21 protein-coding genes are annotated in these 25,863 nt (G+C 65.7%); 16 read left to right on the plus strand and 5 right to left on the minus strand.

Annotated elements, in window-relative coordinates; genetic code table 11:
• Positions 1–74 precede the first annotated feature (74 nt).
• The 5 genes from ACILRJ_RS08710 to ACILRJ_RS08730 all read left to right on the plus strand — a co-directional run bounded on the left by ACILRJ_RS08710 (position 75) and on the right by ACILRJ_RS08730 (position 4,969).
• Positions 75–1,073: a DNA-directed RNA polymerase subunit alpha gene (locus ACILRJ_RS08710; RefSeq protein WP_395682437.1), complete on the plus strand. Its 999-nt coding sequence runs from the start codon at positions 75–77 to the stop codon at positions 1,071–1,073.
• A gap of 211 nt (positions 1,074–1,284) precedes the next feature.
• Entirely contained in the window at positions 1,285–1,674 is a 390-nt protein-coding gene (rplQ, locus tag ACILRJ_RS08715; RefSeq protein WP_395682439.1) for a 50S ribosomal protein L17, read from the plus strand.
• A gap of 83 nt (positions 1,675–1,757) precedes the next feature.
• The gene (locus tag ACILRJ_RS08720) at positions 1,758–2,939 is read left to right on the plus strand and encodes a hypothetical protein (protein ID WP_395683070.1); all 1,182 of its coding nucleotides are present in this window, start codon (positions 1,758–1,760) and stop codon (positions 2,937–2,939) included.
• Between the two features lie 40 nt (positions 2,940–2,979).
• Entirely contained in the window at positions 2,980–3,498 is a 519-nt protein-coding gene (locus ACILRJ_RS08725) for a disulfide bond formation protein B (protein WP_395682441.1), read from the plus strand.
• A gap of 88 nt (positions 3,499–3,586) precedes the next feature.
• Entirely contained in the window at positions 3,587–4,969 is a 1,383-nt protein-coding gene (locus tag ACILRJ_RS08730) for a class II 3-deoxy-7-phosphoheptulonate synthase (RefSeq protein ID WP_395682443.1), read from the plus strand.
• A gap of 38 nt (positions 4,970–5,007) precedes the next feature.
• On the opposite strand, the gene typA is transcribed toward ACILRJ_RS08730, so the two are convergent.
• Positions 5,008–6,840: a translational GTPase TypA gene (typA, locus tag ACILRJ_RS08735; RefSeq protein WP_395682445.1), complete on the minus strand. Its 1,833-nt coding sequence runs from the start codon at positions 6,838–6,840 to the stop codon at positions 5,008–5,010.
• Positions 6,841–7,010: 170 nt separating this feature from the next.
• Between typA and ACILRJ_RS08740 the strand changes: the two genes are divergently transcribed.
• Positions 7,011–7,541: a peptidylprolyl isomerase gene (locus tag ACILRJ_RS08740; RefSeq protein WP_395682447.1), complete on the plus strand. Its 531-nt coding sequence runs from the start codon at positions 7,011–7,013 to the stop codon at positions 7,539–7,541.
• Between the two features lie 68 nt (positions 7,542–7,609).
• Here the strand turns inward: ACILRJ_RS08740 and ACILRJ_RS08745 are convergent, their stop codons facing one another.
• Positions 7,610–7,879: a GlsB/YeaQ/YmgE family stress response membrane protein gene (locus tag ACILRJ_RS08745; protein WP_395682449.1), complete on the minus strand. Its 270-nt coding sequence runs from the start codon at positions 7,877–7,879 to the stop codon at positions 7,610–7,612.
• A gap of 300 nt (positions 7,880–8,179) precedes the next feature.
• Here ACILRJ_RS08745 and ACILRJ_RS08750 point away from each other — a divergent pair, with 300 nt between their 5' ends.
• From ACILRJ_RS08750 to ACILRJ_RS08785, 8 genes are all read left to right on the plus strand, one after another.
• The gene (locus tag ACILRJ_RS08750) at positions 8,180–9,376 is read left to right on the plus strand and encodes a pyridoxal phosphate-dependent aminotransferase (protein ID WP_395682451.1); all 1,197 of its coding nucleotides are present in this window, start codon (positions 8,180–8,182) and stop codon (positions 9,374–9,376) included.
• 91 nt (positions 9,377–9,467) lie between these two features.
• Positions 9,468–10,454 carry a malate dehydrogenase gene (locus tag ACILRJ_RS08755; protein ID WP_395682453.1) on the plus strand — a complete coding sequence of 329 codons (987 nt, stop codon included), beginning with the start codon at positions 9,468–9,470 and terminating at the stop codon, positions 10,452–10,454.
• A gap of 248 nt (positions 10,455–10,702) precedes the next feature.
• Complete coding sequence (locus ACILRJ_RS08760; protein ID WP_395682455.1) at positions 10,703–13,642, plus strand: EAL domain-containing protein; 2,940 nt, start codon at positions 10,703–10,705, stop codon at positions 13,640–13,642.
• A 64-nt stretch (positions 13,643–13,706) separates the two neighbouring features.
• Positions 13,707–14,597, plus strand: coding sequence for a methylisocitrate lyase (prpB, locus tag ACILRJ_RS08765; RefSeq protein ID WP_395682457.1), 891 nt, complete (start codon positions 13,707–13,709; stop codon positions 14,595–14,597).
• Between the two features lie 2 nt (positions 14,598–14,599).
• Positions 14,600–15,157, plus strand: a complete 558-nt coding sequence (locus ACILRJ_RS08770) for a hypothetical protein (RefSeq protein ID WP_395682459.1) — start codon at positions 14,600–14,602, stop codon at positions 15,155–15,157.
• Positions 15,158–15,200: 43 nt separating this feature from the next.
• Positions 15,201–16,352, plus strand: a complete 1,152-nt coding sequence (gene prpC / locus ACILRJ_RS08775) for a 2-methylcitrate synthase (RefSeq protein ID WP_395682461.1) — start codon at positions 15,201–15,203, stop codon at positions 16,350–16,352.
• 169 nt (positions 16,353–16,521) lie between these two features.
• Positions 16,522–17,019: a hypothetical protein gene (locus tag ACILRJ_RS08780; RefSeq protein WP_395682463.1), complete on the plus strand. Its 498-nt coding sequence runs from the start codon at positions 16,522–16,524 to the stop codon at positions 17,017–17,019.
• Positions 17,020–17,184: 165 nt separating this feature from the next.
• On the plus strand, positions 17,185–17,661 hold the full coding sequence (locus tag ACILRJ_RS08785; protein ID WP_395682465.1) for a hypothetical protein: 477 nt from the start codon (positions 17,185–17,187) through the stop codon (positions 17,659–17,661).
• 8 nt (positions 17,662–17,669) lie between these two features.
• Here ACILRJ_RS08785 and ACILRJ_RS08790 read toward each other — a convergent pair whose 3' ends face one another.
• From ACILRJ_RS08790 to ACILRJ_RS08800, 3 genes are all read right to left on the minus strand, one after another.
• Entirely contained in the window at positions 17,670–18,278 is a 609-nt protein-coding gene (locus ACILRJ_RS08790) for a glutathione S-transferase family protein (protein ID WP_395682467.1), read from the minus strand.
• A 105-nt stretch (positions 18,279–18,383) separates the two neighbouring features.
• Entirely contained in the window at positions 18,384–19,127 is a 744-nt protein-coding gene (locus ACILRJ_RS08795; protein ID WP_395682469.1) for a M15 family metallopeptidase, read from the minus strand.
• Between the two features lie 80 nt (positions 19,128–19,207).
• Entirely contained in the window at positions 19,208–21,220 is a 2,013-nt protein-coding gene (locus tag ACILRJ_RS08800) for an FAD-dependent oxidoreductase (protein ID WP_395682471.1), read from the minus strand.
• A 343-nt stretch (positions 21,221–21,563) separates the two neighbouring features.
• Here ACILRJ_RS08800 and ACILRJ_RS08805 point away from each other — a divergent pair, with 343 nt between their 5' ends.
• A complete protein-coding gene (locus tag ACILRJ_RS08805; RefSeq protein ID WP_395682473.1) occupies positions 21,564–23,051 on the plus strand; it encodes a right-handed parallel beta-helix repeat-containing protein in 1,488 nt (495 codons plus the stop codon).
• 195 nt (positions 23,052–23,246) lie between these two features.
• The gene (gene acnD / locus ACILRJ_RS08810) at positions 23,247–25,862 is read left to right on the plus strand and encodes a Fe/S-dependent 2-methylisocitrate dehydratase AcnD (RefSeq protein WP_395682475.1); all 2,616 of its coding nucleotides are present in this window, start codon (positions 23,247–23,249) and stop codon (positions 25,860–25,862) included.
• The last annotated feature ends 1 nt before the right edge of the window (position 25,863 follow it).

Raw genomic sequence — 25,863 nt, forward strand, 5'->3', positions numbered from 1 at the left:
AGGCCGGGGCCAACCCGGTCTTCCGCGGCAAACCATCACTTGGAGTCCGCAGGGATTCCTGGAGTCAAGTTCTTATGGCGGGATCGTCCACCAACGTGCTGCGTCCGCGCGGCATTCAAGTCGAACGCATCGGTACCGACCGCGCCAAGGTCGTCGTCGAACCGCTGGAGCGTGGCTTCGGCCACACTCTCGGCAACGCGCTGCGTCGCGTGCTGTTGTCGTCCATCCCCGGCAGCGCGATCACGGAAGTCGAGATCGACGGCGTGCTGCACGAGTACACCACGCTCGAGGGTCTGCAGGAGGACGTGATCGAAGTCCTGCTGAACCTCAAGGACGTGGCGATCCGCATGCACGGCCAGGACGAGACGACCCTCACGCTCAGCAAGAAGGGCAAGGGTATCGTCGTCGCGGGTGACATCAAGGTCGACCACTCGGTCGAGATCGTCAACCCGGACCATGTAATCTGCCACCTGACCAAGGACATCGCGCTCAACATGCGCCTGAAGATCGTGCGCGGCGTCGGCTATCAGCCGGCCACTGCGCGCCGTCTGCCGGACGAGGAAGCGCGTCCGATCGGTCGCCTGCAGCTGGATGCCTCGTTCTGCCCGGTGCGTCGCGTTGCCTACAACGTCGAAAGCGCCCGCCTTGAACAGCGCACCGATCTCGACAAGCTCGTTCTCGACGTGGAGACGAACGGCGCGATCGATGCCGAGGAAGCCGTGCGCAAGGCAGCCGAGATCCTGCAGGACCAGATCAGCGTGTTCGGCGACTTCGCGCGTCGCGAGGCGACCGATGCGAAGAGCGACAAGAGCGGCGTCGACCCGGTGCTGCTGCGCCCCATCGACGACCTCGAGCTGACCGTGCGTTCGGCGAATTGCCTCAAGGCCGAGAGCATCTACTACATCGGCGACCTCGTGCAGAAGACCGAAGTCGAGCTGCTGAAGACGCCGAACCTCGGCAAGAAGTCGCTGACCGAGATCAAGGACGTGCTGTACCAGCGTGGCCTGCAGCTCGGCATGAAGCTCGAAAGCTGGCCGCCGCCGGGCCTCGTGCACGGCATGCAGTTGGGTTGATGGCTTGCTCCCGCGATCACCTTGATCGCGGGGCATGACGATTGCCGGCAGGTTTGTGCGCAAGCGCCCTTGCCGGAGATCGAGAGCGACCAGTCATGGTCGCGCTGCAAGGACAACAAGCCCGGTGGCATGAGGGCATATAAGCGGGCAACCGCGGGATGCCGATCCTTCGATCGGCTTCTCATAACAATCAGATACCGAGGTATTCACCATGCGTCACCAGAAGTCCGGTCGCAAGTTCAACCGCACGAGCAGCCATCGCGAAGCGATGTTCAAGAACATGGCTGCCTCGCTGTTCAAGCACGAGCTCATCCGCACCACCCTGCCCAAGGCGAAGGAACTGCGCCGCGTTGCCGAGCCGCTGATCACGCTGGCCAAGGTCGATGGCGTCGCGAATCGCCGCCTTGCATTTGCGCGCCTGCGCGACAAACAGGCGGTCGGCAAGCTGTTCGTCGAGCTCGGACCGCGTTACCGCGAGCGCAAGGGTGGCTATCTGCGCCTGCTCAAGTGCGGTTTCCGCGCCGGCGACAATGCACCGATGGCGTACGTCGAGCTGGTCGACCGCCCGCGTAGCGACGCCGGCGACCAGGCCGCGGATTGATCGCGCGCCTGCCAGGCAATCCCGAACAACCCCGGCGTGTCCGGGGTTTTTCGTTTTCGGGAGGCGCCGACTCGCGCTTGGCGGTGTTGCTCGGCATCCCTCTCGGCATCCTGTACGTGCTCGGCATCCTGTCGCTGCGTACGAAGACTCCATTCACCGATGAAGCGGATCATTTCGGGCAGATCGCGTTGTTCCTTCGCGATCGCTGGCAACCTTGGCCGTCGCTGACGACGATTCCCGGCTACCACGTGGTCTCGGCGCTGCTGCTGCGCCTGTCCGGCAGCGCATCGCTCGATGCGGCGCGCCTCATCGGCGCGGCCTGGGGCCTGCTCGCGATCGCGGGCTTCCACGCGTTGCGGCGACAACTGTGGCCCGGTACGCAAACGCTGGGTACCGCCCAGTTCGCGTTGCTGCCGATCCTGGCACCGCTGTATTTCCTCGTCTACACCGACGTGGCGGCGCTCGCGTTGCTGCTGTGGGCAAGCTGGGCGGCAGTCGCGCGCCGTTCCTGGCTGTCGGCCATGCTGCTGACGCTGCTCGTTGGCGTGCGACAGCACGAAATCGTCTGGATTGGCCTAGTCGCGCCGCTGGCCGTGTGGTCGTCGTCGCAAGTGCAGCCCGGATCGGCTGTGCGTATCGTGATGCGCTACCTGCTTCCCGCCGCCTGCTTCGTGGCGTTCTGGATCTGGAACGGTTCGATCTCGCTCTCGCACGAGCAGTCCGGGTTGCATCCGGACTTGAGTCTGCACGCAGGCAATCTTTTCGTCGCGGCACTGGTGGCAGGACTGCTCCTGCCATTGCACGCGTTGGCCGGCTTCGCCGCGTTCATTGCGCGCGCGCGCCGGGCACCGTGGCTCGCGCTGGTGCCGGTCGCGCTGGCGTGCGCGTTCTGGTTCGGCTTGCGCGCCGACAATCTCTACAACACCGCGTTCCCGTCGTACTACCTCCACAATGGACTCGTCGCCGTGCTGGAGCCTCGTGGCGCACCGCGGGCGCTGGCTGCTGGCATCTTCGCGGTGTCTTGCTGCGGTCTGGCGCAAATGCGCCTGCGGCCACCGGTCGGCTGGCTGTTGTGGCCGGTCGCAGCGCTGTTTCTTGGCGCGTCCTGGCTGGTCGAATTGCGCTACGCATTGGTGCCGCTCGCGCTCTGGCTCGCCCTGCGCGAACCGATGCGCGCGAGGATCGAGTATGCGACGCTGGCACTTTGGGCGCTGCTTGCTGTCTGGATCTGCCATGCGACCGCGACGCATCGTCTGTTCCTATGACGCCACCGGTCGCCGTCCATCGAAATGCCACGGAGTACGCATGAATCCGAACCCGTTCTGCTGGCCGTTCCGCGCGCAGTACCTTGCCGGCGGTGCAGCCTGTGTCGCCTTGCTCGCCTACGCCTTCTTCGAGCAGTTCCAGATGGGCGTCGAGCCATGCCCGCTGTGCATCTTCCAGCGCCTTGCGTTCATCGTGATGGCGCTGTTCTTCTTCATCGCGGCGATGCATGGACCGCGTAGTGGTGGCCGACGCGTCTACGCGTCACTGGTCGCCGCCGCCGCCGCGGTCGGCGCGGGCATTGCGGCCTACCACCTGCGCGTGCAGCAACTCGGTCCAGATCCGACCGCTGGTTGCACGCCAGGGTGGAACTACATGATCGAGAACTACTCGTTCCGTTACGCCTGGGCGAAAACGGTCCAGAACGCGTTCACCGGTCACGCCGATTGCGCCGACATCAACTGGAGCTTCCTCGGACTTTCGATGCCGGGCTGGACCTTGATCTGCTTCGTCCTGCTCGGGGCGGGCGCGCTGTGGGCGGGTTTCCGTCGGCGCGCGTGACCATCGCGGCTTATAACCGGGGCGCCGTATGACATGCAGCCCGGCTGTGGCATGATCGTTTTCCGCAACGCAGCAAACGGTTTTTGCCATGGCCTCGTCCGCCCAGAATGCCGCCATCCCCGCCGCAGCCGAATGGTCGCCGGCGTCATGGCAGGCGTTTCCGCAGGCGCAGCAGCCGAGCTATGCCGACGCCGCCGAGCTCGCGCAGGCGCTCGCACAGCTGTCGGAGCTGCCGCCGCTCGTCACCTCGTGGGAGATCCTGTCGCTGAAGCATCTGCTGGCGGAAGCCGCCGAAGGGCGGCGTTTCCTGCTGCAGGGCGGCGATTGCGCCGAGAGTTTCGATGACTGCACCTCACCGCTGATCTCGAACCGGTTGAAGGTCATGCTGCAGATGAGTCTGGTGCTCGTGCACGGACTCAAGTTGCCGGTCGTGCGCGTCGGCCGCTTCGCCGGGCAGTACGCCAAGCCGCGTTCGGCGGACACCGAAACACGCGACGGCGTGACGCTCCCGTGCTATCGCGGCGACCTCGTCAACGCCGCCGCATTCAACGCCGAAGCGCGCCGTGCGGATCCGCAGCGCCTGATCCGCGGGCATGCCCGTTCTGCGATGACGATGAATTTCGTGCGCGCGCTGATCGACGGTGGATTCGCCGATCTGCACCATCCCGAATACTGGGACCTCGGCTGGGTCAGGCATTCGCCGCTGCAGGACGAGTACCGCGCGATGGTCGAGTCGATCGGCAATTCGCTGCGTTTCATGGAGACGCTTGCGGGCGAGCCGCTCGGCAGCTTCCAGCGGGTCGATTTCCACACCTCGCACGAAGCACTGGTGCTGCACTACGAAGAAGCGCTCACGCGAACGGTGCCGCGCCAGCCGGGATGGTTCAATCTGTCCACGCATTTTCCGTGGATCGGCATGCGCACGGCCGCACTCGATGGCGCGCACGTCGAATATTTCCGCGGCATCCGCAACCCGATCGCGGTGAAGATCGGGCCGTCCACCACGCCGGAACAATTGCAGCGGCTCGTGGACGTGCTCGATCCGGAGCGTGAACCGGGACGCCTGACCCTGATCCACCGCATGGGTGCGGCGAAGGTCGAAAGCGCCCTGCCACCGTTGCTCGGTGCGATGAAGGCTGTGCAGCGCGAACCGCTGTGGGTGTGCGACCCCATGCACGGCAACATCGAGACGCTCGGCAACGGCGTCAAGACGCGTCGCTTCGCCAATATCCGCAGCGAGCTGGAACGCGCGTTCGACGTGCATGCCGCGGCCGGCACGCGCCTCGGAGGCGTGCACCTGGAACTCACGGGCGAGAACGTGACCGAATGCATGGGTGGCGCGCGCGACCTGACCGAACTCGACCTCGCGCGCGCGTACAAGTCGCAGGTCGATCCGCGCCTGAACTACGAGCAGTCGCTGGAGCTGGCCATGCTGATTGTGCGCAAGCGCGGCGCACTTTCCGGCTCATGACGTGCGGCGGCCTGCGCGCGGAAGCGCGCGGCCGCGGGTCACGCCGCCTGACGCGACGCGCGCTTGCGGTCGTTCTCGGTCAGGTGTTTCTTGCGCAGGCGGATCGCCTTCGGCGTCACTTCGACCAGCTCGTCTTCCTCGATGAACTCGAGCGCCTGTTCCAGCGACATCTTGATCGGCGGCGTCAGCTGCACGGTCTCGTCCTTGCCGGCCGCGCGGATGTTGGTCATCTGCTTCGCGCGCAGCGCGTTGACGGTGAGATCGTTGTCCTTGGAGTGGATGCCCACCAGCTGGCCTTCATAGATGTTGTCGCCCTCGCTGATCAGCAAGCGACCGCGTTCCTGCAGGCTCACCAATGAATAGGCCGGCGAGGGGCCTTGGCCATTCGAGATCATCACGCCGTTCTGGCGCTTGGCGATCGCGCCTTCGGACTTCGGTCCGTAGTGATCGAACACGTGGAACAGCAGGCCGGTACCGGCAGTGATCGTGCGGAACTCGGTCTGGAAGCCGATCAGGCCGCGCGCCGGAATCATGTAGTCGAGGCGCACGCGTCCCTTGCCGTCCGGTTCCATGTTCGTGAGCTGACCGCGGCGCGATCCGAGGCGCTCCATCACGCCGCCCTGGTACGCCTCTTCCATGTCGCACACGAGCTGCTCGAACGGCTCGCTCAACACGCCGTCGATTTCCTTGATGATGACTTCGGCGCGCGACACGGCCAGTTCGTAGCCTTCGCGGCGCATGGTCTCGATCAGCACCGACAGGTGCAGCTCGCCGCGACCGGACACCTTGAACTTGTCCGGGTCCTCGGTTTCCTCGACCTTCATCGCGACGTTGTGCAGCGTTTCGCGCATCAGGCGCTCGCGGATCTGGCGGCTGGTCAGGAACTTGCCGCCGCTGTGTTCCTTGACGCCGGCGAACGGCGAGTTGTTGACCTGGAAGGTCATCGAGATGGTCGGTTCGTCGACGTGAAGCACCGGCAGCTGCTCGGGTGCGTCCGGCGCGCAAATCGTGTCGGAGATGCCGAGGCCCTCGATGCCGTTGATCGCGATGATGTCGCCGGCTTCCGCCTCCGCGACTTCACGCCGCTCGAGGCCCATGAAGCCAAGGACCTGCAACACCTTCGCATTGCGCTTCTTGCCTTCACGGTCAAGCACCGCGACCGGCATGTTGGTGCGTACCTTGCCGCGCTGGATGCGGCCGATGCCGATCAGGCCCACGTAGTTGCTGTAATCCAGCTGGCTGATGCGCATCTGGAACGGGCCATCGAGGTCGACCTGCGGCGGCGACACGTGCTTCATGATCGCCTCGTACAGCGGCGTCATGTCGCCCGAGCGCACGTCCGGGTCGAGGCCGGCGTAGCCGTGCAGCGCCGAGGCGTACACGACCGGAAAATCAAGCTGCTCGTCGCTCGCGCCCAGACGGTCGAACAGGTCGAAGGTCTGGTCGAGCACCCAGCCGGGGCGGGCACCGGGCCGGTCGACCTTGTTCACCACCACGATCGGCTTGAAGCCCATCTGGAACGCCTTCTGGGTCACGAAGCGCGTCTGCGGCATCGGGCCGTCCATCGCGTCGACGAGGATCAGCACGGTGTCGACCATCGAAAGAACGCGCTCGACCTCGCCGCCGAAGTCGGCGTGTCCAGGCGTGTCGACGATGTTGATGCGGTTGCCGTTCCAGGTGATCGCGGTGTTCTTCGACAGGATCGTGATGCCGCGTTCTTTTTCCTGGTCGTTCGAGTCCATCACGCGCTCGGCCAGCACGGTGCGCTCGCTGAACGTGCCGGACTGCTTGAGCAGGCAATCGACGAGAGTCGTCTTGCCGTGGTCGACGTGGGCGACGATCGCGATATTGCGGAGATTTTCGATGGACATCGGACTGACCTGCAGCCGGTGTTTCCGGCCGTGCATGGAAGGGGACGGCAAGGGCCGCGAGCTAGCCGCCGATTATAGCCCGGACTTGTTGCGGCCGTCTTGTGGGCGCCTGAACCGGCGATTCAGGTCGATGGATCGGGTACGCTGCCCGTTTTGGCCCGAGGAATCCCATGTCGACCCTGCCCGAATTGACCGCCGAGATCGCGACCGCGCACGGCACCATCCACATTCGCCTGTTTGCCGATCAGGTCCCGATGACCGTCGCGAGCTTCGCCAATCTCGCCCGGCGCGGTTTCTACAACGGAAAGACCTTCCACCGCGTGATCCCGGACTTCATGGTCCAGGGCGGTTGCCCGCAGGGCAGCGGTACCGGTGGCCCGGGCTACCAGTTCGACGACGAAATCGTTCCGGGCCTCAAGCATGACCGCCCCGGCATCCTGTCGATGGCGAATGCCGGCCAGCGCATGGGCCGTGGCACCAACGGCAGCCAGTTCTTCATTACCCACGTGCCGACCTCGTGGCTGGACGGCAAGCACAGCGTGTTCGGCAGCGTGGTCGGCCCGGCCGACCAGGCGATCGTAGACAAGATCAAGGGTGGCGACATGATCACCTCGATCACTATCAAGGGTGACACCGCACCGCTGTTCGCGCAGCAGAAGGCGCATCTGGACGAGTGGAACGCAATCCTCGATCGCCACTGAGCGGCACGCGCATTGCAATGCAAAAGGCCGCCCGAAGGGCGGCCTTTTTGTTGTTCGCCCAACCGGCGTCAGGCTTGGGTGTTGCGCCGGAACATGCGGTAAACGGCGAGCAGGATCAGCGAGCCGATCACGCCACCGATGAAGCCGGATGGCTCGATCGAGCCCGTCGCGCTCATGTTCGTCCCGAAAATCAGGCTGGCGAGGAATCCGCCAAGGAACATGCCGGCGACGCCGAGCAGGCCGGTGATGATGAATCCGCCCGGATCCTTGCCCGGCATCAGGAACTTCGCTACGACGCCGACGAGCAGGCCGATGAGGAACATCCAGAGGTAGTGCATGGAGAACTCCGTTGCGCGGTGTGGATGGCCCGGCAACTCTAGCGCAAGTCCGCGGTCGCCGTTACTGGTGGACTGCAACGGACAAATCGAAAGCAGCTCGCTCGGTCTCGGCGCACGGCACTTGTGCCTCACTCGGCCCGTAGCTTCGGCCAGAGCCTCGCTCCGGCTCGGCGTCCGGGTCGCCGATCCCGTCGCCGGTTACCTTGCGCCAGCTGCGCAACGAATCGTTGCGGCGCGCAAAACAGTTTCGTGTGATACCATTTTCCGCCTCCGAACCGCCTGTTTCCGCGAGGAACTTCCATGCTGACTCTCGCCGCGCGCATGAGCCGCGCCAAGCCCAGTGCGATCATGGCCGTGGCCGAAAGGGCCAAGCAACTCAAGGCCGCGGGCCGCGACATCGTGAGCTTCTCGATCGGCGTGCCGAACTTCCTGCCGGGCGAGCACGTCTATGCGGCCGTGCGCGACGCGCTGGCGAAGGACAGCGGCCAGTACGGTTCCAATCGCGGCGCGGACTCGTTGCTCGACGCGTTCCTTCATCACCTGGAAGGCAGCGGCCTCAACGGCTACACGCGCAAGAACATTGCAACCGGCATCGGCGCCAAGCATGTGCTGTACAACCTGGCCGAGGCGCTGCTCGATCCGGGCGACACGATCGCGTTCGCGGTGCCGTACTGGACCACCTATGTCGACATCGCCGAGATCGTCGACGCGAAGATGCGCCTGATGCCGTGCCCGGCCAGCCAGAACTACAAGCTCACGCCAGCGCAGCTTGATGCCGCGCTGCCAGGCGTGAAGGTGTTCCTGTTCAACAATCCGAACAACCCGACCGGCATGGTCTACACGAAAGACGAGATCGCCGCGCTCGCCGACGTATTGATCAAACATCCGGACGTCTGGATCATCTGCGACGACATCTACAACCGCATGGTGTTCGACGGCGTGGGCTATCACAACTTCGTCAACGCGCGCCCGGAGCTGCGCGAGCGAACGATCCATGTCGACTCGATTTCCAAGACCTACGGCATGCCGGGCTGGCGCGTCGGCTTCATCGCCGCACCGGAACAAGTGGCGCAGGCATTCGTCACGCTGAACTCCAATCACATCACCAACATCCCGGAGATCGTCACCGCGGCAGCGGTTGCCGCGCTCGGCGGGCCGCAGGACGTTCCGACTCAGAAGTGCGCGGAATTCCAAGCCAAGCGCGACCAGGTGCTCGCCGCCATGAACTCGATCGCGGGCGTGGTCTGCCCGCGACCGCAGGGTGCGTTCTACGTGTTTCCGGATGTCTCCTGCGCGTTCGGCAAGCGTCACGGCGAACGCGCAATCGCCAACGACGTCGACCTGTGCAATGCGCTGCTCGAGGTCAAGGGCGTCGCCTGCGTGCCTGGCTCGGCGTTCGGCGAACCGAACGCACTGCGTATTTCCTATACCTGCCCGACCGCGCAGCTGCCGGAAGGGTTGAAGCGGTTCCGCGAATTCTTCGCCGAGCTGAGCTGACAGCTGGGAATCGGCAATCGGGAGTCGTAGAAGCAACAGGTTCCCATTCCCCTATCCCCATTCCCCAATCACCACTCCCGAGGCTTCTGACATGAAAGCTCCCGTCCGTGTTGCCGTCACCGGTGCCGCCGGCCAGATCGGCTACGCCCTGCTGTTCCGCATCGCCGCCGGCGACATGCTCGGCGCCGACCAGCCGGTGATCCTGCACCTGCTCGAGATCACCCCGGCGCTGCCCGCGCTGCAGGGTGTCGTGATGGAACTCAACGACTGCGCCTTCCCGACCCTCGCAGGCGTGGTTGCGACCGACGACGCCAACGTCGCATTCAAGGATGTCGACTACGCGCTGCTGGTCGGCGCGCGTCCGCGCGGCCCGGGCATGGAGCGCAAGGACCTGCTCGAGGCGAACGGCGCGATCTTCGCCCCGCAGGGCAAGGCGCTGAACGAGCATGCCAAGCGCAACGTGAAAGTGCTGGTGGTCGGCAATCCGGCCAACACCAATGCGCTGATCGCGCAGCAGAACGCGCCCGACCTCGATCCCAACTGCTTCACCGCAATGGTCCGCCTCGACCACAACCGCGCGCTGTCGCAGCTTGCCGAGAAGACCGGCGCGCGCACTACCGACATCCGGCGCATGACGATATGGGGCAACCATTCGTCGACGCAGTACCCGGACATCCATCATTCGACGGTTCAGGGCAAGGCCGCGATCGGGCTGGTCGACCAAGCCTGGTACAAGGATACGTTCATCCCGACCGTGCAACAGCGCGGCGCCGCGATCATCAAGGCGCGTGGCGCGTCGTCGGCGGCCTCCGCGGCCTCCGCGGCAATCGACCATATGCGCAACTGGGCGCTCGGAACGGTCGAGGGCGACTGGGTTTCGATGGGCATTCCGTCGGACGGTTCGTACGGCATCCAGCCCGGCGTGATCTACGGGTATCCGGTCACGGTCAGGGACGGCAAGTTCGCAATCGTGCAGGGGCTGGAGATCAACGCATTCTCGCGCGAGCGCATGGACGCGACCGATAAAGAGCTGCGCGAAGAGCGCGCGGGCGTCGAACACCTGTTCGCCAAGCGCTGATCAAGCGTCGCTGCCCCGGCGCCATGCCGGGGCGGTGTCCACAGCGACGCGATATTTGAAGCGCCGCACAGGGGCGGGGCGCCGCTGCTGCCGCCGCCAGTCGCTCCGGCGGATGTCTCCGATCGCCAGGCGACACACCTTGTCATCCCGCAGCTATTGACACCCGCGGTCGCGCGCGCTGGACTGGCGCCGGCCGTCCGCCAACCGTGGGTAGAGCAGGGACCGCTGGCAACGCAATCCGGGGAAGCATGGATCACTGTTCCACCACCGCGACGTCGGCCGACTCGCTCCAGCTGGAGTGCCTGCTCCGGCTGGTCGAGCTGACGACGCCGCGCGAGACGGCGCAGGCGGTTGTCGACCTGGCGCAGCGCCATTTCGGTTGCAGCGCGCGGATGGTGATGTGGCTCGACGACACCCCTGAAGCACTCGGCGCGCAGGACCACGGCACGCCGTCGAGGGAGGAGTTGCGTCGCGTCGGCGCGTTGATGCGCGGCGCACGGGACATCGTCAGCGACGCAACGCACGTCGACGTCCGTCTTGCCGACGATCGCGCGGCCCTGCTGCTGACGTTCGCTGCCGGCGCGCTGGTGCCGCCGCTGGATGCGTTCGCGCCGTGCATGAAACTCGCGGGGCAGCAGGTGCGCCGCGCGCTGCAGCTGGCCGACCTGCACCAGTCGCACAAGCAGCTCGAACACTCCGAAGCGTTGCAGCGCGCGTTGTTCGCGATCTCCGATCTCGCCGGTTCCGACCGCGACATGCCGGAACTGCTGCGTGGCATCCACGCGATCGTCAGCACGCTGATGTACGCGGAGAACTTCTTCATCGTGCGCTACGACGCCGAGCTGGACAGCCTGCGGTTCCTCTACTTTGCCGACACCGAAGACACCGAGGTGCCGGACCCGTCCGACGACATCCCGATGGACGGCCTGCGCGGCACGCTGACCTGGTACCTGATCACCGGCGGCAAGGCGTTGATGGGCAGCATCGACGATCTGAAGCAGCAAATCCAAGGGCCATTGCTCGCGGTGGGACCGGACAGCGTCGACTGGCTCGGCGTGCCGATGCTGCGCAACGGCAAGGTCCTCGGTGCGCTGGTCGTGCAGAGTTACCTGGAAGGTTTCGGCTTCACAGGCGAAGACCGTGCGCTGCTCGAGTTCGTCGGCACCCACATCCTGACCGCGCTCGAGCGCAAGCGGAACCAGGAGGACCTCGAACAGGAAGTGCGCCTGCGCACGCTCGAACTGGCCGATGCGAACCGCGGCCTGCAACTGGAAGTGCTGGAGCGCCAGCGCGCGGAGCGCCTGCAGGCGGCGCTCTTCCACATCGCCCAGCTGGCGACCGCCGATATCGACGAGAACGAGTTCTACGAACGCCTGCATGCGGTGGTCGGCGAGCTGCTCAATGCCGAGAATTTCTTCATCGCGCTGCTTTCCGATGACCGGCGCATCCTGTCCTTCCCGTACTACGTCGATGCCGGCGCACGGCGCACCGCATCGCGCGAGGTCGGCCGCGGCCTGAGCGAGTACGTGTTGCGCACGGGCGTTCCCCTGCTCGGCGACAACGAGCGCATCGACGAACTGGCGCGCGACGGCGAGGTCGACCCGGCGCGCATCGGACGTCCCGCAAGGTGCTGGCTCGGGGTGCCGTTGCGGGTGGACGACCAGCCGATCGGCGTCGTCGTCGTGCAGAGTTACACCGAGTCGGTCTCGTACGGTCCGCCCGACCAGGAACTGCTCAGCTTCGCGGCGCTGCAGATCGCCAACAGCATCCACCGGCGGCGATCGGCGGTGTCGCTGCAGCGCGCGAACACCGAGCTCGAGCAGCGTGTCGCGGAACGGACCCATGAGCTGCGGGAGGAGGTCCTGCAGCGCGAACGCGCGCAGCAACAGCTCCGGCACCAGCTCATGCACGATGCGCTGACGGGCCTGCCGAATCGCGGTTTCCTGCGTGAGCGGCTCGACCGCGTGCTGGCGCAGCTGCGGCACGATCCACAGCGACGCTGCGCGCTGCTCTATCTGGACGTCGACCGCTTCAAGGTGGTCAACGACAGCCTCGGGCATCTTGCCGGGGACGATATGCTCAAGGCGGTGGCGAGCCGCCTGCTCAAGTGCGTGCGCGAACCCGACATGGTCGCGCGCCTCTCCGGCGATGAGTTCGCGATCCTGATCGAAGACATCGGGCATCCGGACGCGGCGCGCGAAGTCGCGCGGCGCGTACTCGACACGCTCGGCATGCCGTTGCAGCTGGCCGGCAGCGAAATCGATCCGTCGGTCAGCATCGGCGTCGCGATCGGTGATGGCAACTATGTCGCAGCGGACGAACTGCTGCGCGATGCGGACCTCGCGCTGTACCGGGCGAAGGAACTCGGTCGCAAGCGTTTCATGCTGTTCGACGAATCCCTCGCGAAGAATGCAATCGATGTGCTGGCGATCGAGGGTGAACTGCGCGCCGGCCTGCGCAAGGGCGAGTTCGACCCCTATTTCCAACCGTTCTGCCACCTCCAAAGCGGGGAAGTGATCGGGTACGAGGCGTTGCTGCGCTGGAACCATCCACGCGAGGGCGTGCTCCCGCCGGTTGCATTCCTGCGTGTCGCACAGGACAGCGGCCAGATCGAGGCGATCGACTGGCGCGTGTTCGAGACGGCGTGCAGCGCGATCCAGCGCGTGCCTGCGCAATCTGCGTTCCTGACCATCAACGTCTCGGCCCTGCACCTGCAGCATGCCGACTTCGATCGGCGCCTGGTGCGCCTGCTCGAACGCACCGGCCTCGATCCGGCCCGGCTCGTCATCGAAGTCACCGAAGGTTCGTTGCTGGACGATCCCGAGCGCGTTCGCGCGACGCTGGAACGCCTGCGCGGAATCGGCATCGGTGCGGCGCTGGACGACTTCGGCACCGGCTATTCGTCGCTCAGCTACCTGCATTCCTTGCCATTACGCATGCTGAAGATCGATCGTTCATTCGTGCACGCGCTCGACGAAGGCACGCCGGCGACCACGACGGTCGTCGTCGCGATCCTGGCCCTCGCACGTGCGCTGGGGATCCAGGTCATCGCCGAAGGCATCGAGACCGTCGCGCAGCGCAACGCGCTGATCCGGATGGGCTGCGAATTCGGCCAAGGCTACCTGCTCGGCCGGCCGGCGCCGCTTGACCACTGGATGCCCGTGCCGCAGGCGATGCTGACCCGGTAGGAGCGGTCCGGCCCACCTCGTCTGGGTTAAAATGTGCGGCTACCGCCCGATTCCGGAGCCACGCATGAGCCATCCGTCCGCCGGCGCCGCCTTCCGCGCCGCTGTCGCCGAAGAGCGCCCCCTGCAGGTCGTCGGCGCGATCACCGCCTATGCCGGATTGATGGCGAAGCACGTCGGCTATCGCGCGTTGTACCTGTCCGGCGGTGGCGTGGCGGCGAACTCCCTCGGTGTCCCCGATCTCGGCATCAGCACGATGGAAGACGTGCTGACCGATGCGCGCCGCATCGTCGACGCGACCCGCATGCCGCTGCTGGTCGACATCGACACCGGCTGGGGCGGCGCGTTCAACATCGCGCGCACGATCCGCTCCTTCATCAACGTCGGTGTCGCGGCGGTGCACATGGAGGACCAGGTCGGCCAGAAGCGATGTGGCCACCGTCCCGGCAAGGAAGTGGTGGCGGAGGGCGAGATGGTCGATCGCGTCAAGGCGGCCGTCGATGCGCGCACCGATGCGTCGTTCGTGATCATGGCGCGCACCGACGCAGCGGCGGTCGAAGGGATCGATGCCGCGATCGAGCGAGCGGTCGCCTACGTCGAGGCCGGTGCCGACATGATCTTCCCGGAGGCGATGAACACGCTCGACGACTACCGCCGCTTCAAGCAGGCGGTGAAGGTGCCGATCCTCGCCAACCTGACCGAATTCGGCTCGACGCCGTTCTTCACGACCGGTGAATTGCGCGATGCGGGCGTCGATATCGCGCTGTATTGCTGCGGCGCCTATCGGGCAATGAACAAGGCGGCGCTGGGCTTCTACGAAACCGTGCGCCGCGACGGCACTCAAAAGGCGGTCGTGCCGACGATGCAGACCCGCGCTGAGCTGTACGACTTCCTTGGCTATCACGCCTACGAGCAGAAGCTCGACGCGCTGTTCGCCGGCGCTCGCTCGGACGAGTAACGATGAGCGATGGGTCGCCGGGCAACGAGACGCGCGCGCGCCATTGGGACGCGCTCGCCGCAGTGATTGCCGCGCTGATCGGCGTGCTCGCGCTGGTCGTGTCGGGGTACACCGCCTACCTGCAGCGCACCCAGGTACGCGCGCAGGTGTGGCCGTATCTGATGCTGGCCAACTACGACTCCGAATCGTCCATCAAGCTGCTCAACAAGGGGGTCGGTCCGGCGATCGTCAAGAGCATGCAGGTTCGCATCGATGGCAAGCCGCAGCACACCTGGCGCGAGGTGGTCACGGCGCTCGGTGTCGAGCGCTTCGCGCTGCGCACATCGACGATCAGCGAAAACGTCCTCAGCGGCGGCGAAGTGGTGCCGATGCTGGTGTTCGACGGCGCCGATTCGTACCGCCAGTATCGCAAGGCCCAAGCGCACCGCGCCGCCGTCGAGATCTGCTATTGCTCGACCCTGGAGGAGTGCTGGCTGTACGTCGACGACGATGCGCGAGCGATGCGGACACCCGTCGACACCTGTGCGGCGGTGCCGCCGACCGAAGCCTTTGCCGATTGATGCGCGGCCGCGCCCGAACAACGAACATGACCGAGGGAACACCATGACCGACACCGCCACGCCGTTCAAACCCAAGAAGTCCGTCGCCCTGTCCGGCGTCGCTGCCGGCAACACGGCGCTGTGCACGGTCGGTCGCAGTGGCAACGACCTGCACTACCGTGGCTACGACATCCTCGATGTTGCGACGACCTGCGAGTTCGAGGAGATCGCCCATCTGCTCGTGCACGGCAAGTTGCCCAATCGCGCCGAGCTCGCCGGCTACAAGGCGAAGCTGAGGGCGTTGCGCGGCATTCCGGCGTCGGTCAAGGCAGTGCTGGAACAGCTTCCCGCGTCGGCGCACCCGATGGACGTCATGCGCACGGCGGTGTCCGCGCTCGGCTGCGCGCTGCCGGAGAAGGACGACCACAACCATCCCGGTGCGCGCGACATCGCCGACCGCCTGATGGCTTCGCTCGGCAGCATCCTGCTGTACTGGTACCACTACGCGGTGAATGGCAAGCGCATCGAGGTGGAAACCGACGACGACTCGATCGGCGGCCATTTCCTGCACCTGCTGCACGGTGAAAAACCGCGCGATTCGTGGGTGCGCGCGATGCACACCTCGCTGATCCTCTACGCCGAGCACGAGTTCAATGCCTCGACCTTCACGGCGCGAGTGGTCGCCGGCACCGGCAGCGACATGTACTCGGCGATCGCCGGCGCGATCGGCGCGCTGCGCGGTCCCAAGCACGGTGGCGCCAACGAAGTCGCGTTCGAGATCCAGAAGCGCTACGACTCGCCGGACGAAGCCGAGGCGGACATTCGCGCGCGCGTCGAGCGCAAGGAAGTCGTGATCGGTTTTGGCCATCCGGTCTACACGGTCAGCGATCCGCGCAACAAGGTCATCAAGGAAGTCGCGCGCGAGCTGTCGGCGGAGCAGAACAACATGAAGATGTTCGACATCGCCGAGCGGCTCGAGTCCACCATGTGGGACATCAAGAAGATGTTCCCGAACCTCGACTGGTTCAGCGCAGTCAGCTACCACATGTTGGGCGTGCCGACCGCGATGTTCACGCCGCTGTTCGTGATTTCGCGCACTTCGGGCTGGAGCGCGCACGTGATCGAGCAGCGCATCGACGGCAAGATCATCCGGCCGAGCGCGAACTACATCGGCCCCGAGGATTTGCGCTTCGTGGCGATCGACCAGCGCGGGTAGCCGGCTTGTCCGGAATGTGCGTTCCTTGCCCGTTCCAGCCTCCGTGGGATGTCAATGTTGCGGGCCAAATCATCCGCCTGCGCACGCTGGCGGGCGATTTTCCCGGCGTTCCGCCCTTTGGCATCCCGTTTGCATCATCTTTCGCAGGACAGGCGTCAGGAGAACTGCGATGGCCGACGACGGAATGCTGGGTGGACGGGAAGAGTGCCTCTATTCGAAGACCGAGGCCGGGCGCGCCGAGATCCAGACGCGCGCCCACAAATTGTCACGATTGCTGCGATCGATCCTGCTGCTCGTCGATGGTTCGCGTGATGCGGCGACACTGCGCAGGATGGCCGCGGATCTGCATGCGCCAGCGGATGCGCTTGAACAGCTGGCCGCGCTGGGACTGATCCGCAACGTCCACGCGCTCTCCGAGGCGGCGGCCGCGCGGCCTTCGTCAGTGATTTCGCAGCGATTTCGCACCGTCAGCAGCCTGATGACCGCGGCCGTGCATGAGCATCTCGGCCTGCTCGGATTCTTCATGCAGATCAAGATCGAGCGTTGCGCCGACATGACCGAACTCGAAGCCCTGCTTCCCGACGTGGGTGAGGCGGTCGCCAAGGCACGCGGTTTCGATTGTGCGCGGCAGTGGGAGCGCGGCATCCGCGTAGCCCTCGCCAGCTGACCGCCGGTATTGACAGCGCGCGCCTGACGAACACACTTGGGACTTGCGGGACCGAAAACGTGGTTCTTCCTGCAATGGCACTGGCTCGATGAATACTTGACGCGCGGATGCGCGTCGCGAAACTGATACTTCACCGATCGGGGTAACAAGGTGCCAATCACTCAGATGTACCGCAAGACCGCCAGCGGGCGTGCTGAAATCAGTACACGCCAGAACAAGCTTGCATCGCCGCTCCGCTCGCTGTTGCTGCTCGTCGACGGGCAGCGCGACATGAGCCAGCTTCGCCACGTGGCAGCCACGTTGCATGCCCCATCGGACGCGATCGACAGGCTCGTCGAACTGGGTCTGATTACCACCGCAGCGAACGAGCCGACCGGACCTGAATCGGCGAGCATTGCCGAGGGCGTATCGGGGCCGTCCGAGGCCGCGCTGCGCTACATGACGCTGAGCGGCCTGATGTCCGAAGGCGTGCGCGAGTATCTCGGCCTGCGCGGGTTCATGACGCAGCTCAAGATCGAACGCGCTTCGAACGAAGACGAACTCCTCGCGCTGCTCCCGGACGTGGCCGCAGCGATCGCGAAGGCGCGCAACGTCGAATTCGCCCGGGAGTGGGAACGCCTCGTGCGCAGCTCGCTCCGCTGACTTCGAGCTCAGTACGATTCTTCCTGCAACACCTTCTGCACCGCGGGATCGGCCTCCATGCGGTCCATGAACGTCGCGAGATGGTCGAGTCCGGACAGATCGACCTGCTGACCCTTGGCCCAGCGCAGGGTCACGAACAGGTAAGGATCCGCTATCGAGCGCATCCCGGCGATCCAGTCATTGTCCGCGAGCTGCGCATCGGCGCGCGCGAACAGTGCGCGCAGTGAAGTCTTCGCGTTTTCCTTGGTCTTCTCGATCATCGTCGCATCCGCGAGATAGGCGGTTGCGCCGAACAGTGGCTTGAACGCCGGATGCACATCGGAGTTCACGAACGCGAGCCAGCGGTTCACCTCCGCACGCCCCTTCGGCGTGCCGTCGCCTCCCAGCTTCGCTTCGGGAAAGGTGTCGGCCAGGTAGTTGAGGATCGCCGCGTTCTGGGTCAGCACCCAGCCGTCGACCTCGAGCACCGGTACGGCGCCGGCGGGATTGATCGCCCTGAAGGCCGGCATCGCGCGCTCCTCGCGGCTCAGCCGTTGCGTCTCGTACGGCTTGCCGATCCATTCCAGCACGATGTGGTCGGCGCTGGCGCAGGTGTTGGGCGAGTAGTACAGCTTCATGGGAACTCCATTCGGGTGGCCGGATCCCTCATGCTGGTGGCCGCGCGCGCGCGATGCAAGGCGCAATGGGCGACTGCGCGGAAACAGTGCGTTCGCGCAGGCGCGTCAGTGGATGGATTCGAAGCGCACATTCTGGATCGCATACGAGCGCCAGTCGCGATAGTCGAAATGCCACCATTCGGTTTCGAACACGCTGAAACCCTCCGCTTCCATGTGCCGGCGCAGCAGGTCGCGGCGTGCGAGCGCCGCCGGATCTCCGCCGCTGTAGGTCGGCCAGGCCCGTTCGGACATCTCGTCGTACAGGCTTGGCATCTCGACGGCGCGCCCGCTGTGCAATTCGTACAGGGTCAGATCTACGGCACAACCGCGGTTGTGCCGCGAACCTTTGGCGGGATCGGCGACATAGGCGTGCTTGTCGACAGGCGTCGCGTCCCAGAACAGGCGCGTCACGTACCACGGCCGATAGGCGTCATGTACCAGCAGTCCATAACCGGCAGCGGCGAGTGCGCGCTGCACGCGCACGAGCGCCTCGGCCGCAGGACGCTGCAGGAACGCGCGCGCCTGGCTGTACAGCGGCGTGCCGAGGAAGTTGTGGGCGGTCGCATAGCGGATGTCGAGCCGGATGCCCGGATCGAGCCGGACCAGCTCGGTGAGGTCGCTCGGCTTGAACTCGCCGGATTCGATCGGCGGCGTCGCGGCGAGCGCGATCGGCAGCAGCTCTGGCACCGGTCGCACCGGCGTGGTGCGGAAGTACGCCGGACCCGCATCCTCGTGCTGCCGCGCAGGCGAAGAGGTGCAGCCGCACAGCGCGAGCGCGGAGGAGAACAGGACTGTGCGCAATGGACGCATTGGCCTTCCTCGAGGGTGGATGATGGCGTGGCGTGCGCAGACTTCGTTGTCGCTGCAAACCAGGCGCAGGGATACGGCCGCTACAGCATCGCCGCCAGCCGCGTGCCCTGGTCGATCGCTCGCTTCGCGTCGAGTTCGGCCGCGACGTCGGCGCCACCGATCAGATGAGCCGTCACGCCAGACGCGACGACTTCGGCGTGCAGTGCGCGGTTCGGCTCCTGGCCGGCGCAGACCACGACGGTATCCACCGGCAGCACCTGCATGTCATCACCGATGCGTATGTGCAGGCCTTCGTCGTCGATGCGTTCGTAGGTGACTCCACCTAGCATCGTCACGCGTTTTGCGGCGAGCGTTGCGCGATGGACCCAGCCACTGGTTTTGTTTAGGCGCTTGCCGGGCCTGCCCGGCGTGCGTTGCAGCAACCAGACCTGGCGTGCAGGCGCTTCCGGCGCGGGTTTCACCAGGCCGGCGCGCGCGGCGAGCGTCGTGTCGATGCCCCATTCTCGGGTCCAGCGGGCAACGTCCGTGCTTGGCGACGGCGCCGGTTCGACCAGGAATTCGGCAACATCGAAACCGATGCCGCCAGCACCGATGATCGCGACCTTCGCGCCGACCTGCGCGCCGTTCAGCAGCACGTCGAGATAGCTGACGACATTGGGTCGTTCGCTGCCGGGAATCGAGGCCGCACGCGGAGTCACGCCGGTCGCAATCACGACGTCGTCGAACCCGCACAGCAGCGCCGGCGTCGCGCGCGTGCCGAGGCGCAACTGCACGCCGGTCTGCTCGATGCGGCGGCCGTAGTAGCGCAGGGTTTCGTGGAACTCCTCCTTGCCGGGAACGCGCTTGGCCATGTTGAACTGGCCGCCGATCCCGTTCGATTGTTCGAACAGCGTGACCGCGTGTCCGCGCTCGGCCAGCGTCGTCGCGCAGGCAAGTCCGGCCGGCCCGGCGCCGACGACCGCGATGCGCTTCTTCACCGCGGCCGGGGCGATGACGAGTTCGGTTTCATGGCAAGCGCGCGGATTGACGAGGCAGCTTGCGCGCCGGTTCTCGAACACATGGTCGAGACAGGCCTGGTTGCAGGCGATGCAGGTGTTGATGTCGGCGCTGCGATCCTCGCGTGCCTTGCGCACCCAGTCCGGGTCGGCCAGCAGCGGGCGCGCCATCGACACCATGTCGGCGTCGCCGTCGCGGAGGATGCGCTCGGCGACTTCGGGCATGTTGATGCGGTTGGTCGTCACCAGCGGAATCCCGATTTCCTGTTTCATGCGCCGCGTGACCCAGGCAAAACCCGCTCGCGGCACGCTGGTCACGATCGTCGGAATGCGCGCCTCGTGCCAGCCGATGCCGGTGTTGATGAGGGTCGCGCCGGCGCCTTCGATCTTCCTTGCAAGGGTGACGATCTCGTCCCAGGCCTGGCCGCGTTCGACCAGATCGAGCATCGACAGGCGATAGATGATGATGAACTCGCGCCCGACCGCCTCGCGCATGCGGCGCACGATCTCGACCGGGAAGCGCTGGCGCTTTTCGAGCGAGCCGCCCCAGTCGTCCTCGCGCTGGTTGGTGCGCTCGGTCAGGAACTGGTTGATGAGGTAACCCTCCGAGCCCATCACTTCCACGCCGTCGTAGCCGGCGTCCTGCGCCTTGCGCGCGCAGTTGACGAAGTCGTTGATCGTTCGCTCGACGCCGCCGGCCGACAGCGCGCGCGGCGTGAACGGCGTGATCGGCGACTTGATCCGGGATGGCGCGACCGACAGCGGCTGGTAGCCGTAGCGGCCCGCATGCAGGATCTGCAGGCAGATGCGCCCGCCCTCGGCATGAACTGCGCTGGTGATCTTCCGGTGCGGCGCGACCTGCCACGGCATCGACAGGCGGCTGCCGAACGGCGTCAGCCAGCCGCGCATGTTCGGCGCGAAACCGCCGGTAACCATCAACCCGACGCCGCCGCGCGCGCGTTCGGCGAAATACGCGGCGAGCTTGTCGAAGTCGCGCGCGTGGTCCTCAAGCCCGGTATGCATCGAGCCCATCAACACGCGGTTCGGCAGGGTCGCGAAGCCGAGGTCGAGCGGAGTGAACAGGGACGGGTAGCGCACGGGCAGTCCTGATGATTCAAACGACCGTATGAAGATGCCCGGAATGTGCTCCGGGGACAAGCGACGTGTCGCTGCACGCTGCTGCGGCTGTTGGCGCCGGCGAAACGGCGCTCCCTTCGCACCGAGTGCGCGGAGGTTCTTCCATCGCGTCGAGTCGGCGAGTTTTCGCGAAGTCGAAATGCCCGACGACCGCTGGGCCGGCAGTCGCCGCCGTGACCGCGTCCGCGTTCACCGCATCGACGCATGGGGCATAGTTCGCGTCTCCCGAACGAGGCATGGAAACATGCGCGCCCTCTGCGGACTTGCGTTGCTCTGCTCGATGCCGGCTTGCGCGGCAGATTGCATGCGTGCCGGCGACAGCGTGTTCGGCTCCGGCTTCGAACGACCGTCCGTGCACGCCTACTATGTCGGGCCGGGCGGTGACGACAGTGCGGATGGCAGCGCCGCGACGCCGTGGGCGACGATCCAGCATGCAGTCGATCACGTCGCCGCCGGTGACGCGGTCTGCGTGCGCGCCGGCGTCTACAACGAACTCGTGTCAGTCACGCGTTCGGGTTCGGATGCGGCAGGCCCGATCGTGCTGCAGTCCGTTCCGGGCGATGCCGCGGTGATCGACGGCGCTGGCCTGCCGATCCCTGGCGGGCAGCATGGCCTCGTCACGCTCGCCGACGTCAGTCACGTGATCGTACGCGGGCTTGAACTGCGCAACTATGCGACCGCTTCCACGGCGAGCGTGCCGATCGGCCTGTATGTGACCGGCGCGGGCACGCAGATTCGCCTGCAGGATAACCATATCCACGACATCCGCACCACCGCCAACGGTTGCGCCGCGAACGCATTCGGCCTCAAGGTCGACGGCACGCGTGCGCCGGCGTCCATCAACCAACTGGTGATCGCCGGCAACGAGATCGACCACCTCGTGCTTGGTTGCAGTGAATCGTTCTCGCTCGACGGCAATGTCGAGCAGTGGACGATCAGCGGCAACCTCCTGCACGACACCAACAACATCGCGATCGGTGCGATCGGTTTCGAGGGGGTCGCGCCGGATCCGGCATACGATCAGGCGCGCGATGGCGTCATCGACGGAAACACCATCTACAACATCAGTTCCTATGGCAATCCCGCCTACGGCAACGAGTACGCCGCCGATGGCATCTACGTCGATGGCGGCACGCGCATCGTGATCGAGCGCAACCGCGTGCACCATGTCGATCTCGGCATCGAGGTTGCGAGCGAGCATGCCGGCCGCGCCAGCAGCGACGTCATCGTGCGCAACAACCTCGTCTACGCGGGCAATTCCGCCGGCATCTCGATCGGCGGCTACGCCGCCGGTGTCGGCGGCAGCGCGCGCGTGACGATCATCGGCAACACGCTGCTGCGCAACGACGGGGCGAATACCGGAACGGGCGAATTCCAGATCCAGTACCACGCGACCGACAACGTGTTCGCAAACAACATCGTTCACGCCGGTCCCGGTGGCGTGCTCGTCTACGCATTCAGCGGAGACACGGCGACGCCGGCGACGCTCGACCACAACCTCTACTGGTCGGACGCGGGCAGCGGAGGATCGAGCTGGACCTGGCGCGGTACGGAGTACGGCAGCCTCGACGCGTATCGCGCCGGTTCTTCACAGGACGCGCATTCGGCGTTTGCGGATCCGCAGTTCCTCGATCTCGTTGCTCCCGACATGCGTGTTGCTGCGGGTTCGCCCGCGATCGATGCGGGAAGCGATCCCGGCAACGGTCTCGCTGGCGCCGTCGATTTCGCCGGCAATCCGCGCATTGCCGGCGCGGCGATCGATATCGGCGCGTACGAGCGGCCGCCGTTGTAGGGCGGAGCTTGCTCCGCTGCTCCTGGCCTGAGCCGGGCAAGGTCGGCTCCAAAATGGCGGGATGTCACCTGACGTGGCCGCAACGCTCGGGCTTTTGATCCCATCTGGCACAATAGAGGTTTCCGGAAAGCTGCGGCCACGCATCGTCATGCGCGTGCCCGCGCCAGTTCCCGGACCGCCAGCCAGCGAATCGCCATGAATAGCCAATTCCGCAAACCGCTCCCCGGCACCAGGCTCGACTGGTTCGATGCGCGCGCCGCCGTCGACGCCATCCAGCCTGGGGCGTGGGACACGCTGCCCTACACGGCGCGCGTACATGCCGAGAATCTTGTTCGTCGCGCCGAACCGTCGATGTTGACGGACTACCTGGAGCAACTGATCGAGCGCCGTCGCGATCTCGATTTCCCGTGGTTCCCGGCGCGTGTCGTCTGCCACGACATCCTCGGCCAGACGGCGCTGGTCGATCTCGCCGGCCTGCGCGACGCAATCGCCGCGCAGGGTGGCGATCCGGCCGCGGTCAATCCGGTCGTGCCCGTGCAGCTCATCGTGGACCATTCTCTCGCGGTGGAATGCGGTGGCTACGACCCCGACGCATTCGCGAAGAACCGCGCGATCGAGGATCGCCGCAACGAGGACCGTTTCCACTTCATCGACTGGACGAAGAAGGCATTCCGCAACGTCGACGTGATTCCGCCCGGCAACGGCATCATGCACCAGATCAATCTGGAGAAGATGTCGCCGGTGATCTACGTGCAAGGCGGCGTCGCGTTCCCCGACACGTGCGTCGGCACCGACAGCCACACGCCGCATGTCGATGCGCTCGGCGTGATCGCGGTCGGTGTAGGTGGGCTCGAGGCCGAGAACGTCATGCTCGGCCGCGCGTCGTGGATGCGCCTGCCGGATATCGTCGGCGTGGAACTGGCGGGCAAGCCGCAACCGGGCATCACTGCGACCGACGTCGTGCTCGCGCTGACCGAATTCCTGCGCAAGGAAAAAGTCGTCGGCGCGTATCTCGAATTCCGTGGCGAGGGCGCTGCCGCGCTGACCGTCGGCGACCGCGCGACGATCTCTAACATGGCGCCGGAATACGGAGCGACCGCGGCCATGTTCTTCATCGACGACAACACGCTCGACTACCTGCGCCTGACCGGCCGCAGCGACGAGCAGGTCGCGCTGGTCGAAACCTACGCGAAGACGGCCGGTCTGTGGGCGGATGCGCTGAAGTCCGCCCAGTACGAACGCACGCTGCACTTCGACCTGTCGGGCGTCGTGCGCAACATGGCCGGCCCGTCCAATCCGCATCGGCGCCTGCCGGTTGGCGAACTCGCCGCGCGCGGCATCGCCGACGAAGCCAAGCTCGCCTCTGGCAAGGGAGAGGAAGCGCAAGGCTTGATGCCCGACGGCGCGGTCATCATCGCCGCGATCACCAGCTGCACGAACACGTCGAACCCTCGCAACGTGATCGCTGCCGGCCTCATCGCGCGCAATGCGAACGCGCGCGGGCTCCTGCGCAAGCCTTGGGTTAAAACCTCGCTCGCGCCCGGATCGAAAGCCGTGCAGTTGTATCTGGAGGAAGCCGGTTTGTTGCCGGAACTGGAAATGCTCGGCTTCGGCATCGTCGGCTTTGCCTGCACGACCTGCAACGGCATGAGCGGCGCGCTGGACCCGAAGATCCAGCAGGAAATCATCGGGCGCGACCTGTACGCAACGGCGGTGCTGTCCGGCAACCGCAACTTCGACGGCCGCATCCATCCGTATGCGAAGCAGGCGTTCCTCGCCTCGCCGCCCCTGGTCATTGCCTACGCGATCGCCGGCACCGTTCGTTTCGACATCGAGAAGGACGTGCTCGGTATCGATAAGCAAGGCAACGAAGTCCGCCTCAAGGACATCTGGCCAAGTGACGCCGAGATCGACGCGATCGTGAAGTCGAGCGTCAAGCCGGAACAGTTCCGCAAGGTGTACGAACCGATGTTCAAGCTCGCCGTCGACAGCGGAGAGCGCGCCACGCCGTTGTACGACTGGCGCCCGATGAGTACCTACATCCGCCGCCCGCCGTACTGGGAGGGCGCACTCGCCGGCGAACGCACGCTACGCGGGATGCGTCCGCTCGCCGTGCTGGGCGACAACATCACCACCGATCACCTGTCGCCGTCGAACGCGATCCTCGCATCCAGCGCGGCCGGCGAGTATCTGTCGAAGATGGGCTTGCCCGAGGAGGACTTCAATTCCTACGCGACACATCGCGGCGACCACCTGACCGCGCAGCGCGCGACGTTCGCCAATCCGCAGCTCGTCAACGAGATGGCCGTCGTCGACGGAGTGGTGAAGAAGGGCTCGCTGACGCGCCTCGAACCCGACGACAAGGTCCTGCGCATGTGGGAGGCGATCGAGACCTACATGCAGCGCAAGCAGCCGCTCATCATCATCGCCGGCGCCGACTACGGCCAGGGCAGCTCGCGCGACTGGGCCGCCAAGGGCGTCCGGCTCGCCGGCGTGGAAGCGATCGTCGCCGAAGGCTTCGAGCGCATCCACCGGCAGAATCTTGTCGGCATGGGCGTGCTGCCGCTGGAATTCCGGCCCGGCACGAATCGCACGACGCTCGCCATCGACGGCAGCGAAACCTTCGATGTCCTCGGCGCGCTCGCGCCCGGCGGGTCGTTGACGCTGGTCCTCCATCGCAAGGATGGCGAGCGCATCGAAGTGCCCGTCGTCTGCCGCCTCGACTCCGACGAAGACGTGCAGATCTACCAGGCCGGCGGCGTGCTGCAGCGCTTCGCGCAGGATTTCCTCGAATCGTCGAAGGCTGCTTGAG

Origin of the sequence: Dokdonella sp. (genome assembly GCF_044227025.1) — a bacterium.
Classification (GTDB): domain Bacteria; phylum Pseudomonadota; class Gammaproteobacteria; order Xanthomonadales; family Rhodanobacteraceae; genus Dokdonella_A.

What these genes read in the sequence shown, in the direction of transcription:
- ACILRJ_RS08710 (WP_395682437.1), top strand. Translation starts at nt 75, where the DNA reads ATGGCGGGATCGTCCACCAACGTGCTGCGTCCGCGCGGCATTCAAGTC.
- rplQ (WP_395682439.1), top strand. Translation starts at nt 1,285, where the DNA reads ATGCGTCACCAGAAGTCCGGTCGCAAGTTCAACCGCACGAGCAGCCAT.
- ACILRJ_RS08725 (WP_395682441.1), top strand. Translation starts at nt 2,980, where the DNA reads ATGAATCCGAACCCGTTCTGCTGGCCGTTCCGCGCGCAGTACCTTGCC.
- ACILRJ_RS08730 (WP_395682443.1), top strand. Translation starts at nt 3,587, where the DNA reads ATGGCCTCGTCCGCCCAGAATGCCGCCATCCCCGCCGCAGCCGAATGG.
- typA (WP_395682445.1), bottom strand. Translation starts at nt 6,840, where the DNA reads ATGTCCATCGAAAATCTCCGCAATATCGCGATCGTCGCCCACGTCGAC.
- ACILRJ_RS08740 (WP_395682447.1), top strand. Translation starts at nt 7,011, where the DNA reads ATGTCGACCCTGCCCGAATTGACCGCCGAGATCGCGACCGCGCACGGC.
- ACILRJ_RS08745 (WP_395682449.1), bottom strand. Translation starts at nt 7,879, where the DNA reads ATGCACTACCTCTGGATGTTCCTCATCGGCCTGCTCGTCGGCGTCGTA.
- ACILRJ_RS08750 (WP_395682451.1), top strand. Translation starts at nt 8,180, where the DNA reads ATGCTGACTCTCGCCGCGCGCATGAGCCGCGCCAAGCCCAGTGCGATC.
- ACILRJ_RS08755 (WP_395682453.1), top strand. Translation starts at nt 9,468, where the DNA reads ATGAAAGCTCCCGTCCGTGTTGCCGTCACCGGTGCCGCCGGCCAGATC.
- ACILRJ_RS08760 (WP_395682455.1), top strand. Translation starts at nt 10,703, where the DNA reads ATGGATCACTGTTCCACCACCGCGACGTCGGCCGACTCGCTCCAGCTG.
- prpB (WP_395682457.1), top strand. Translation starts at nt 13,707, where the DNA reads ATGAGCCATCCGTCCGCCGGCGCCGCCTTCCGCGCCGCTGTCGCCGAA.
- ACILRJ_RS08770 (WP_395682459.1), top strand. Translation starts at nt 14,600, where the DNA reads ATGAGCGATGGGTCGCCGGGCAACGAGACGCGCGCGCGCCATTGGGAC.
- prpC (WP_395682461.1), top strand. Translation starts at nt 15,201, where the DNA reads ATGACCGACACCGCCACGCCGTTCAAACCCAAGAAGTCCGTCGCCCTG.
- ACILRJ_RS08780 (WP_395682463.1), top strand. Translation starts at nt 16,522, where the DNA reads ATGGCCGACGACGGAATGCTGGGTGGACGGGAAGAGTGCCTCTATTCG.
- ACILRJ_RS08785 (WP_395682465.1), top strand. Translation starts at nt 17,185, where the DNA reads ATGTACCGCAAGACCGCCAGCGGGCGTGCTGAAATCAGTACACGCCAG.
- ACILRJ_RS08790 (WP_395682467.1), bottom strand. Translation starts at nt 18,278, where the DNA reads ATGAAGCTGTACTACTCGCCCAACACCTGCGCCAGCGCCGACCACATC.
- ACILRJ_RS08795 (WP_395682469.1), bottom strand. Translation starts at nt 19,127, where the DNA reads ATGCGTCCATTGCGCACAGTCCTGTTCTCCTCCGCGCTCGCGCTGTGC.
- ACILRJ_RS08805 (WP_395682473.1), top strand. Translation starts at nt 21,564, where the DNA reads ATGCGTGCCGGCGACAGCGTGTTCGGCTCCGGCTTCGAACGACCGTCC.
- acnD (WP_395682475.1), top strand. Translation starts at nt 23,247, where the DNA reads ATGAATAGCCAATTCCGCAAACCGCTCCCCGGCACCAGGCTCGACTGG.